This is a genomic window from Methylopila capsulata, from assembly GCF_016907975.1.
GTDB classification, from domain to species: domain Bacteria; phylum Pseudomonadota; class Alphaproteobacteria; order Rhizobiales; family Methylopilaceae; genus Methylopila; species Methylopila capsulata.
The window spans coordinates 469,443-480,466 of the sequence record NZ_JAFBCY010000003.1; the positions used below are offsets into that span (position 1 = coordinate 469,443).

Annotated in this window: 7 protein-coding genes and 1 riboswitch; of the genes, 1 reads left to right on the top strand and 6 read right to left on the bottom strand. The window is 69.5% G+C overall.

All coding sequences use genetic code 11. The annotated features are described in order from the left end of the window. The first annotated feature begins 13 nt into the window (after positions 1-13). Positions 14-985 (top strand): Bug family tripartite tricarboxylate transporter substrate binding protein, encoded by a 972-nt coding sequence (locus tag JOD31_RS13445; RefSeq protein ID WP_204950848.1) that lies wholly within the window; start codon positions 14-16, stop codon positions 983-985. Positions 986-1,284: 299 nt separating this feature from the next. On the opposite strand, the gene JOD31_RS13450 is transcribed toward JOD31_RS13445, so the two are convergent. The 6 genes from JOD31_RS13450 to JOD31_RS13475 form a co-directional block, all read right to left on the bottom strand. Further along, complete coding sequence (locus tag JOD31_RS13450; protein WP_204950849.1) at positions 1,285-3,300, bottom strand: TonB-dependent receptor plug domain-containing protein; 2,016 nt, start codon at positions 3,298-3,300, stop codon at positions 1,285-1,287. Between the two features lie 119 nt (positions 3,301-3,419). Beyond that, positions 3,420-3,619, bottom strand: a riboswitch (cobalamin riboswitch). An 80-nt stretch (positions 3,620-3,699) separates the two neighbouring features. Next, positions 3,700-5,355, bottom strand: coding sequence for a Na/Pi cotransporter family protein (locus JOD31_RS13455; RefSeq protein WP_204950850.1), 1,656 nt, complete (start codon positions 5,353-5,355; stop codon positions 3,700-3,702). A gap of 234 nt (positions 5,356-5,589) precedes the next feature. Beyond that, on the bottom strand, positions 5,590-6,960 hold the full coding sequence (gene pbfA / locus JOD31_RS13460) for a (R)-1-hydroxy-2-aminoethylphosphonate ammonia-lyase (protein WP_204950851.1): 1,371 nt from the start codon (positions 6,958-6,960) through the stop codon (positions 5,590-5,592). 17 nt (positions 6,961-6,977) lie between these two features. Beyond that, positions 6,978-8,693 carry a putative 2-aminoethylphosphonate ABC transporter permease subunit gene (locus JOD31_RS13465; RefSeq protein WP_204950852.1) on the bottom strand — a complete coding sequence of 572 codons (1,716 nt, stop codon included), beginning with the start codon at positions 8,691-8,693 and terminating at the stop codon, positions 6,978-6,980. Then, a complete protein-coding gene (locus tag JOD31_RS13470; protein WP_204950853.1) occupies positions 8,690-9,790 on the bottom strand; it encodes a putative 2-aminoethylphosphonate ABC transporter ATP-binding protein in 1,101 nt (366 codons plus the stop codon). The genes JOD31_RS13465 and JOD31_RS13470 overlap by 4 nt, the downstream gene beginning before the upstream one ends. 177 nt (positions 9,791-9,967) lie before the next feature. Further along, positions 9,968-10,975 (bottom strand): putative 2-aminoethylphosphonate ABC transporter substrate-binding protein, encoded by a 1,008-nt coding sequence (locus JOD31_RS13475; protein ID WP_487345447.1) that lies wholly within the window; start codon positions 10,973-10,975, stop codon positions 9,968-9,970. Positions 10,976-11,024 lie beyond the last annotated feature (49 nt).

Below are 11,024 nucleotides of genomic sequence, written 5' to 3' on the forward strand. Positions count from 1 at the left end.
CGGAGGAATTCCCATGCTCAAGTCCCTTCTCGTCGCGGCGCTCGCGCTCGCGACCCCCGCAGCCGCTCAGGCCGCCGACGGCGACTGGCCGCAGAAGCCCATCACCCTGCTGGTGCCGTTCACCGCGGGCGGAACCGCCGACATCTTCGCGCGCCTGATCGGCAACCAGCTCAACGCCGCCATCGGCCAGCCGGTCGTGGCGGAGAACGTCGGCGGCGGCGGCGGCATTCTCGCGCTCGGACGGCTTGCCCGCTCCGAGGCCGACGGCTCGACCATCGCGATCGCCAGCACCTCGAACCTGTCGATCCACCCAACCCTGCTGGCTGATCGCGTCACGTACCAGACGCTGCGCGACTTCGCGCCGATCACCCAGGTCTCGGTCGTGCCGAACCTGCTGGTGGTGAACCCGGCGCGCATCAAGGCGCGCACGGTCCAGGAGCTGATCGACTACCTTAAGGCGAACCCCGAAAAGGTCTCGTTCGGCTCGGCCGGCGTCGGCACCACCCAGCATCTTGCGGGTGAGCTGTTCCAGCAGATGACCGGCGCCAAGATGACCCACGTGCCCTACAAGGGCTCCAGCCAGATGCTGCCGGACCTGCTCGCGGGCCAGATCGACATCGCCTTCGACAACGCGCCCCTGCTGTTGCCGCAGATCAAGGAGGGCAAGCTCGTCGCGCTCGGAACCGCGACGAAGGAGCGGATTCCCGCCGCCCCGGACCTGCCGCCCGTGGCCGACACCGTCCCCGGCTTCGAAGCGGTCGCGTGGCACGGCTTCCTCGCGCCGATCAAGACGCCCAAGCCGCTGATCGACAAATACGCCGCCGAGATCAACGCCTTCATGCAGCGTCCGGACACCCAGAAGAAGTTCACCGACGCCGGCGCGATCCCGATGCACACCTCTCCCGAGGCCTTCGCCAAGCTCATCGCCGACGAGGCCACGCGCTGGACCGCGGTCATCAAGGCCGCGGGGGTGAAGCCCGAGTGAGAAACGGCGCCGGTCCGGCGCCGAGCTCCCATCAGGTCACGGCGGGGCGCGAGCTGCGCTCCCCGCCGGTCGCGGTTTCAAAAGGCGGATCGTTACGGAGCGCCGATCTCGGCCATGAGCAACGTCGTCACGGCGTCGATCGTCGCTGATCTCCCGATCGTTCGTCCCGTCCCAAGAGCCGCCAGGGCGCGACGAAGGCGTGCCCCCGGCGCGGATTCGCGCCAGCGTCACGCCGTGGGCCGCGGCGGCGGCGTCCGCCCGCGAGGATTAGCGTCATGGCGCCGGCGCGCGCGCGCGCATCAGAACGACACCTTCACGCCGCCATAGGCCGCGCGGCCGGGCGTGTTGTAGGTGAAGACCTCTTCGTACTTCTTGTCGAACAGGTTCTCGATCCGTCCGTAGACCTCGGCGTTCCCGGTCACCTTGTAGGACGCCGCGAGGTTGACGAGCGTGTAGTCCTTCAGCGAGACGGGCGTCCGCTCGAAAGTCTCGGCGTCGAACCGGTCGTCCTTCTGGCGGCCGTTGTAGACCACGCCAAGGTTGGCGTTCGCGCGGCCGTCGAGGAACACGTAAGTGACGTTCACGCTGCCGATGTGGCGCGGCCTGCGGACCAACGTGTCGCCGGCGGGGTCCTCGCCGTCCGTGAATGTGTAGGCCGCGCGGATGCTGACGTCCGCGAACGGCCTCACCGTCAGGCCGAGTTCGACGCCATCGATCTTGGATTTGCCCGCGAGGTTGACCGGCTGGCTCGCGCCTTTCGCCGGGACGAACACGCTGGAGATCAGGTCCTTCACCCGTTGCTGGAAGTAGGTCGCGTCCAGGATCACCCGGTCGTTCCAGAACGGCTGGTCGACGCCGACGTCCCAGCCCTGCGCCCTCTCCGGCGTGAGGTCCGGATTCGAGACGAAGTTGTCCGCGAAGCCGAACAGCTCGAAGGTCGTCGGGTTCTTCACGCCGGTTCCGTAGGAGGCGCGGATCTTGGTCTTCGAGCGCTCGAACGTGTAGGCGCTCGCGAGGCGATACGTGCTGTCGTCCTCGAAGCGGTCGTTGAAGTCGTGACGGATGCTCCCGGTCACATAGAGGCTATCGAACAGGCCGAGCTGGTATTGGCCGACGAGCCCGGTGTTGTCGATGTGCTGCTTGACCGAGGGCGGCCGGTCAAACGGAGATGCGGTGAAGCTGTCGACGGCGTCCCGCGTGGCGTCAGCCCCGAAGGTGAGCACGTGACTCGCCGGCAGCCCGGCTTGGGTCGCGAAGCGGTAGTTCGTCTGATAGTCGAACCGCGTCATCTCGCCGACGGACGCGAAGGTCTTCACATCGTCGCCGTCGAAGCTGCGCCGGTCGGAGTTGGTGTAGCTCATCCCCGCGACGTGGTCCCAGGCGCCGTCGAGCAGCGTCGCCTTCACCTGCGCGCGGCCATAGAACTGCTTGCCCTTTTCGGTGTCGCGGTTCTCGATCGCTGCCGCGTAAGGCAACCCCTGCGCCGCATCGAACCCGTCGCGGTCGGCTTCGAATTCGGTGTAGCGGGCGACGCCGGTGAACTCGAACATCTCGTTCGGGCGGACCGAGACCTTGGCCAGGCCGGTTCCGCTTTCGTAACCGTCGCGGTCACGCGCGTAAGTGGTGTTGAAGAGCGAGCCGTTGAGCGTGCCGCCCGCGGTCGAGATCCCGCTCGTCCGAAAGCCTTGGCCGGCGATGAGATAGTCATAGGCTTGCGTTCCGCCGGACACCGACGCCGTGCCGGTGAGGGCGCCGAACGAACCGCCCTCGATGTTCGCCCGGAACCGCGTCGGTCCCGGCTCTCCCTTGCGGGTCGCGATGTTGATCACGCCGCCGACCGCGTCGGAGCCGTAGAGCGCGCTCTGGGGACCCCGCAGCACGTCGACGCGCTCGACTTCGAGATTGAGCAGGTTGGCGAAGTCGAACTCCGCGCTCGTGCCCGGATCGTTCATCCGGATCCCGTCGACGATGACGAGCGTCTGGTTGCCCTCCGATCCGCGGATGCGGACCTGGGTCAGAGCGCCGACCGGGCCGGTGCGGTTGACGGCGACGCCGGGGAGTTCACGCAGGACGTCGGAGACGACGCGGATCTGGCGGCGCTCCAGCTCTGCGCCGGAGATTGACGAGACGGCGCTGCCGATCGCGGCGGCCGGGCCCTCGACCCGGTTCGCGGTGACCGAGATCTCTTCGAGCGCGGTCGCGTCGTCCGCGGGCGCCTGCTGGGCGGCCGCGGGGCTGGCGAGGACGGAGGAAACGGCGAGGACGGCGGCCGAGCGCGCGCGGGCGCGCCGTGGGCGGGAAAGCAGTTTGGACATCGAGACCCCGAGCGGGACGAGTGGCACGTCACCGCGAACTCGAGGTCTGGCCGCAAACGCACCTCACGTGCGCCGACGGTTCGCCCACCATCGGTGCACCCCGCCCGACGCGTTCGCGTGTGACCACACGACTGACGGCAGGTCTCCTGGCTCACGGGTCGCTGCGCTGGTCGTCGCCTTCCCGGGACCGAAGGCCCAGTGGCTGAGTGACGAAGCGCTCGCCGTTTACAGTAGCGGGGGCTGCCGCGGCATGAGGCCCGAAGACCCGCACCGCGTTCCCTTTTGATCCCCGAGGGGAACCGTCGCGGCGGACGCTATGGCGGACATGCGGCGGGTGTCAATTGGCCCTGCAGCCGACTCGGAACCGGAGCTCCCGCGCATCGACAGGAGCGGCGCCGGTCAGGGCTGCCCTGGCGCCAGCCTGCTGGCGCGGAGCTGGCCGTCGCTCTCGAGCAGGCCGTGGACGGTCGCGGCGATGTGGGCCTCGATGCGCTTCAGGTCGCGGGTGATGTCGAGCTGCAGGGCGCTGGTCTCGATCTGGTCGGAGCGACCCGACCGCATCTCGGCGAAATGGCGTTCGGTGGCCTCGCGCTCCAGTTCGCGGAACTGCTCCTTCTCAGCGACGAGCCGCCGGGCCGCCTGATGATCGCCCGACATGAACACCGCCACCGCGAGGCGCAGGTGCTCGCACAGCCGCGCGTGCATGGCGTCGATGCGCTGGATCGCGGCCGGCGGCAGCAGGCGTTTGTCGCGGATGCGCTGCGCCGCCATCTCCATCAGGTTCTTGTCCACGATGTCGCCGATGTGCTCGAGGTTGATCGCGAGCGCGAGCGTGGCGAAGACCCTCTGGGTCTCCTTGTCGCTCAGCCGGTCGTGGTCGATCGCGCCGATGTAGAGCTGGATCTTGTCGTAGAGCGTGTCGAGGACGTCGTCGGTGCGGCTGACGTTGAGCACGCGGCCGATGTCGTCATGGGCGAAGGCGCCCTGCGAGCCCTTCAGCATGCCCTCCACCACGTCCGCCATGCGCAGCACCTCGCGCGCGGCGTTGGCGAGCGCGACCGACGGCGTCGAAAGCGCGGCCTCGTCGAGGTAGAGCGGCGTGGCGGGGTCGCCTTCCATCGGCCGGTCGGGCAGCGCGCGCTTGAGAAGCGCCGCGAGCTGCGGCAGCAGGCCGATGAACAGCACGGCTGTAGCGATGTTGAAGGCGAGATGGCCGAGCGCCGCGAGCCGCGCCGGGTCGGCGTCGACGACGGACAGGCCCTGCGCGATCGGCCCGAGGAACGGCAGCGCCAGCGCGCAGCCGACGAGGCGGTTGGCGAGATTGCCGAGCGGCGCCCGAAGCTTCGCAGGCGCGCCGCCCATCGCGTCGATCAGCGGATTGAGCGCGCTGCCGAGGTTGCAGCCCAGCACCATGGCGAGCGCCGCCTCGGTCGAGATCACGCCCGCGCCCGCGAGCGACATCACGAACAGCATGGCCGCGACGGAGGAGTGCGCCGCCCAGCTCAAGGCCGCCGCCAGCAGCACCGTGATCAGCGGCTCTTCGGTCAGCGCGCCGAGCAGCATCCGGAGCGTGCCCGAGGCCTCGATCGGCCGCATGGTCTCCACCAGCAGATGCAGCGCGAGCAGCATCAGGCCGAGGCCGATCGCGGTCTGCGCCAGGTCGCGGACGAGGCTGGACCGCCCCCGGCGATAGACCGCGACGCCGATGAACAGCAACAGCGGGAAGACATAGGACACGTCGAAGGAGGCGACCTGCACGATCAGCGTGGTGCCGACATTCGCACCCAGCATCATGGCGAGCGCCGGGGCGAGCTCCACGGTCCCCGCCCCGCTGAAGGAGGCGATCATCAGGGCCGTCGCGGTCGACGACTGCAGCAGGGCCGTGACGCCGATTCCGGCCAGGAAGGCGCGGCCGCGGTTGCGCAGGGCTTCGCCCAGCATGTGGCGGAGGTCGCTGCCGAAGGCGCGCTGCACGCCGCTGCTGACCACATGCACGCCCCAGAGCAGAAGCGCGACCTCGCCCAGCAGTTCGATCAGGACGTGGGTGGCGCTCATGCTGTCACGACGCTGCGCGCGTGTCCCGGCCTTGAGCCGGAACCCAGACGCGCTGCGCTCCACGGTTCTCGGCCCGACGTCTCCGCCCCTCCCCCTTGCGAGGAGGGTAAGGGTGGGGGTGGTCCAGAACCGAACGCCGTGGGTCGGCATAGAGCGGCATGGGGGCCGGCGACGTGTCCGGAACCACCCCCACCCCCGGCCCCTCCCCGCAAGGGTGAGGGGGGAAGGCCCGGCTCAATCTCCCCTCTCGGCGAGCGCGCCGTCGATCGCCGTCTCCAGCCGGTCGAGCGCGAGCGCCATCTCGTCGCGCGTCAGGGTCAGCGGCGGCGTCAGGGTGATGACGTTGCCCATCGTCGTCTTGAACGACAGGCCGAGGTCCAGCGCGCGGTACATGATGTCCTCCGCAAGCGCCCCGTCAGGATCGGACCCGCCAGTCTTCACCATCTCGACGCCCAGCAGAAGCCCCCTGCCCCGCACGTCGCCCATGACGTCGCGCCGGCTGCTCATGTCCTTCAGGCGCTCCAGCGCGTAGGCGCCGACGGCCGCGGCGTTCTCGACCAGCCCCTCGTCCTCGATGATCTCGATCGTCGTCAGGGCGGCGCGCGTCGTGACCGGGTTCTTCTCGTGCGTGTAGTGCCCGAAGGCCCAGTCCTGCGCGACGTCCAGCTCCGGCCGGGCGATCAGCGCCGCGATCGGCAGGATGCCGCCCCCGAGCGCCTTGCCGGTCACCAGGATGTCGGGCGCGACGCCGTCGTGCTCGCAGGAGAACATGCGGCCGGTCTTGCCGAGCCCGGTCGGGATCTCGTCGAAGATCAGCAACACGCCGTGGCGGTCGCAGATCGCGCGCACCTCGGCCCAGAAGCCGGGCGGCGCCACGTAGGGCACGGCGCGCGTCGGCTCGGCGACGAGCGCCGCCACGTCGCTGTCGCGCGACAGCACGTAGTCGATCATCCGGGCGCAGGCCGCCCCGCTCGCCTCGGGCGTCGTGGTCCCATAGGGGCAGCGGTAGCCGCCGAAGGGCGCGACCTGCAGCGCGCCGGCGACCAGCGGCGCGGCGGGACCTGAGCGGAACAGCATCTCGCCGGACATGGCGCCGGCCCCGACGCCCGCGCCGTGGAAGGCGTCCCAGAACGACAGCGTCTTGAACCGGCCGGTCGCGATCCGCGCCATCTTCACCGCCAGCTCGATCGCGTCCGAGCCGCCGGTGGTGAACAGCACCTTCGAGAGCGTCCCCGGGGTGATCGACCCGAGCTTCTCCGCCAGCAGCGCCGCAGGCTCGCAGGCGTAGCGGCGCGGGGCGAAGGGCAGCGCGTCCATCTGGTCGGCGATCGCCTTCTTCAGGCGCGGATGGCCGTAGCCGATGTGGTGGACGTTGTTGCCGTGGAAATCCATGTAGCGCCGGCCCGCGACGTCCTCGATCCAGATCCCCTCCGCCTTGGCGATGGCGTTGAGGCAGGGCGTGGAGACCGACTGGCGGAGGAAGGCGCGCTCGTCGCGGGCGAGCAGCGTCCGGGTCGGCCCGTCGAGCGCGCCGGCCTGCCAGGCGGCGCGCCGGTTGGTCAGGTTGGTGTCGCTTTCGGACTGGGCGACGAGGCGGGGTTTCATGCTCTTGGCCCTAGCGTTCACCGGACGCGCCAGCGCTGCAGCCGGCCGAAGACCAGCGCGTTGAGCGCCACATGCAGCAGCTTTACGCCGATCGCGGTCGCCATGATCACCGTGCCCATGGCGGCGGCGGAGGCGACGGCGCCGGCCTCGTCCATGTGCACGATCGCGATCGAGGCCAGCTTGGTGCTGGAGCCGTAGAGGAAGATCACGGCCGAGACCGTCGTCATGGCGTTGACGAAGAGGTAGACGGCGATGTCGAGGATCGCCGGCATGCAGATCGGCGCGGTGACGCGGGAGAAGGTCCGCCAGAACGGCACCTTGAGCGAGGCCGAGACCGCCTCGAACTCGCGATCGATCTGCTTGAGGCTCGTCAGCGCCGTGATGTGCGCGACCGTGTAGTAGTGCGCGACCGTGTTGATCACCATCACCACCAGCGTGCCGTAGAGCACGTTGAGCGGGTTCCAGCTCGCGTTGAAGAAGAAGACGTAGCCGAGGCCCAGCACGAGGCCGGGCACCGCCATCGGCAGCATGGCGAGGAAGTGCGCGAAGCCCCGGAGGCGCGGGAACACGGTGAGCTTCTCGATGAGATAGGCGCCGACGAACACGAACGCCGTGCCGATGACCGCGGTGAGGCCGGCGAGCTTCAGCGAATTGACGTAGCCCTCCCAGCCCGTCGGCTCGACGCTGGCGAAGTCGTAGTTGTTGAGCGTCAGCGACAGGTTGTACGGCCAGTAGCGCACGAACGAGCCCCAGACCGCGACGCCGTAGGTGGCGACGATGGCGGTTCCGACCAGCGCGACGAAGGCGAACAGCGACCAGTCCCGCTGGCGGTCGCGCTTCGGAAAGTACGGCGTCGCGCGCGCCGAGAGCAGCGCCGTCTGCCGCTTCTGGGCGCGACGGTCCACGAAGAAGGCGGCCACCGCCGGGATCAGCAGCACGAGGCCGACCACCGCGCCCATGGGGAAGTTCTGCTGGCCGACGACCTGGCGGTAGGCGTCGGTCGCGAGCACGTCGAACTGGCCGCCGATCACCTTCGGCACGCCGAAGTCGGTGATGACGAGGGTGAAGACCACGAAGGCCGCGCTGACGAGGCCGTAGCGCGCGCCCGGCAAAGTGATGCTCCAGAAGATGCGCCGGCGGGTCGTGCCGAGCGCGTCCGCGGCCTCGCGAAGACGCCCGTCGGACAGCGACAGCGCGGTGGTGAGGATCAGCAGCGCATGCGGGAAGCTGTAGAGCGCCTCCGCCACCACGATGCCGATCGGCCCGTAGAGCGAGGCGCCCATCATCCAGGACTTGAGGATGCCCTGGTTGCCGAACACGTAGATCAGCGCCAGCGCCGCCATCAGCGACGGCGCGAAGATCGGCAGCAGGGCGGCGGCGGCGAACAGGCCCTTCAGCGGCATGCGGCTCCGCGTGAGCGCATAGGCATAGACGAAGGCGAGCGGGATCACGATCGCGGTCGCGAGGCCCGCCACCATCACGCTGTTCACGAGCGAGGCGACCAGCGTCGGCGAACGGGCGTAGGCCGCGAAGTTCGCGAGGCCGACGAACTGGCCGTCGACGTTCTGCACGCTCTTCGACAGCAGCGTCCACAGCGGCAGCGCGATGATCAGGATCAGGACGAGGCAGACGACGGCGATGAGCGCGCCCGCGACCTGGGCCTCGCCGAGGCCTGCGCGGCGGAAACGCATGGCCGAGGCCGTCGCAGGCGCGGAGGTCGCGAGCTCGCTCACGACGCCGCCGCGGCGAACACGCGCAGCGCCTCCGGCGGGAAGGCGACGGAGCGGACGTCGCCGGTCGCGACGCCAAGGTCGCGCATGGCGTTGGCGGAGATGTCGGCGGCGATGATCGGAGCGCCGGGCTCGATCGGCGCGAGCTGGGCGCGGCAGAAGGCGCCGAGAAATGCGAGGTCGCCGACCCGCGCGTCGAACCGGTTCGGCGCGTCGGCCGCGACCCCGCGCGTCTGGACGGCTTCGGGGCGCAGCGCAAGCTTGACCGGCGTCCCGACCTCAGCGCCGGCGTCCTCCGCCACGATGAAGTCGAGCGCGCCGACCTTGACGCTGCGCGGCCCGGTGACGACCGCGTCGAGGAAGGTCATGTGGCCCACGAAGTCGGCCACGAAAGCGGTCTCGGGACGGCGGTAGATCTCCTCGGGCGTGCCCACCTGCTCGATCACGCCGTGGTTCATCACCACGATGCGGTCCGCCATGGCGAGCGCCTCCTCCTGGTCGTGGGTCACCATGATCGTGGTGACGCCCAGCCGCTGCTGCAGCGCGCGCATTTCGTCCCGCAGCCGCACGCGCACCTTGGCGTCGAGCGCCGACAGCGGCTCGTCGAGCAGCAGCAGGCCGGGCGAGGTCGCGAGCGCCCGGGCGAGCGCCACCCGCTGCTGCTGGCCGCCGGAGAGCTGGCCGGGGAACTTCGTCCCCTGCTCGGGCAGGCCGACAAGCGCCAGCAGCTCCGCCACCCGCGCGTCAATCTCACGTCGCGGGCGCGCGCGGTTGACGAGGCCGTAGCCGACGTTCTTCGCCACCGTGAGGTTGGGGAACAGCGCGTAGGACTGGAACACGATGCCGAAGTCGCGCTCGGACGGCGGGGCCTTCGAGACGTCGCGCCCGCCGATGTGGATCGTCCCCTGGTCCTGCGGGTCGAGGCCGGCGATCGCGCGCAGCAGCGTGGTCTTTCCGCAACCCGACGGCCCAAGGAAGCAGACGAACTCGCCGCGGGCGACGTCGAGATCGACGTCCTTCAGCGCCTGGAACGCGCCGAAGCTCTTGCCCAGCCCCCGCACGCGGAGGAAGGAGCTTGCGATCGTATCGGCTACGGTCATGGCGGCGGCCCTCTCGAGAGAAGCGCTGGATAGCTCGACCTCATGTCCCGGCCTCGAGCCGGGACCCGGACCCGCCGACACGGCCGGATGAAGAGCGACGTCGGCGTGTCTTTTTCGGTGACGCCGCGGTTCTGGGTCCCGGCTCAAGGCCGGGACACGAGCGCGACGTTACGCGCCTTACTTCTTCGGCGCGGCCTTGGATTCGTAGCGCTTCGACCACTCGGCCAGCACGCGTTCGCGGTTGTCGGCCATCCACGACAGGTCGTTCTTGATCATCGCCTGCTCGGCGCCCGCCGGATAGTTCGCCGGGATGTTCGCGACGCCGGGATAGGCCACGATCGCGTAGGTTTTGGAGAACAGCGCGTTCGCGTCCTTGGTCGCGACCCAGTCGGCGATCTTCTTGGTCACGTCGAGGTTCTTGGTGCCCTTGACGATGGCGCTCGCCTCCATCTCCCAGCCGACTCCCTCCTTCGGCAGGATGACCTCGATCGGGGCGCCCTTGGTCTTCTCGGCGGCGCCGCGCATGTCGAGCGCGAGGCCGATCACGCGCTCGCCGCGGGCGGCCTGAACGCACGGAGCGGAGCCGGAATGCAGATAGGCGGCGATGTTGTCATGGAGCCCGTCCATGAACCTCCACCCCTCCTCCTCGCCCATGCTCTGCAGCCAGCCGGCGACCATGAGGTAGCCGGTGCCGGACGAGGCCGGGTGCGGCATCACGATCTTGCCCTTGAACTCGGGCTTCAACAGGTCCTTCCAGGAGGCGGGCGCCGCCGCGCCGCCCGCCTCGGCGGTGTTGAAGCAGATCGCGCCGAGGAAGGCGTCCATGCCGGTCCAGGCATAGGGCTCCTTGGGGTCGCGGAAGATCTCCTTCAGCTGGTCGACGCCGGCCGGCTTGTAGGCTTCCAGCATCCCCGCCTTCTCGAACATCAGCAGGCTCGACGCCGCGAGGCCCACCACCATGTCCGCCCGCGGATTGTCCTTCTCCGCAAGGAAGCGCGCGGTGATGACGCCGGTGGAATCGCGCACCCACGCGACCTCGGCGTCGGGAACGGCGGCTTCGATCGACTGCTTGAAGGGGCCGAGCTGGTCGTTCTCCAGCGCGGTGTAGATCGTCACCTTCGTCTTGTCGGCGAACGCGGCGCCGGGCGCCGTTAAAGCAAGAATGGCGGCAGCGCCGGCCAAGATCCAAGTCTTCACCGCTAATGTCCCCGTCAATGCGCCGCGTTCGCGGCTG

What these genes read in the sequence shown, in the direction of transcription:
- JOD31_RS13455 (WP_204950850.1), bottom strand. Translation starts at nt 5,355, where the DNA reads ATGAGCGCCACCCACGTCCTGATCGAACTGCTGGGCGAGGTCGCGCTT.
- pbfA (WP_204950851.1), bottom strand. Translation starts at nt 6,960, where the DNA reads ATGAAACCCCGCCTCGTCGCCCAGTCCGAAAGCGACACCAACCTGACC.
- JOD31_RS13470 (WP_204950853.1), bottom strand. Translation starts at nt 9,790, where the DNA reads ATGACCGTAGCCGATACGATCGCAAGCTCCTTCCTCCGCGTGCGGGGG.
- JOD31_RS13445 (WP_204950848.1), top strand. Translation starts at nt 14, where the DNA reads ATGCTCAAGTCCCTTCTCGTCGCGGCGCTCGCGCTCGCGACCCCCGCA.
- JOD31_RS13450 (WP_204950849.1), bottom strand. Translation starts at nt 3,300, where the DNA reads ATGTCCAAACTGCTTTCCCGCCCACGGCGCGCCCGCGCGCGCTCGGCC.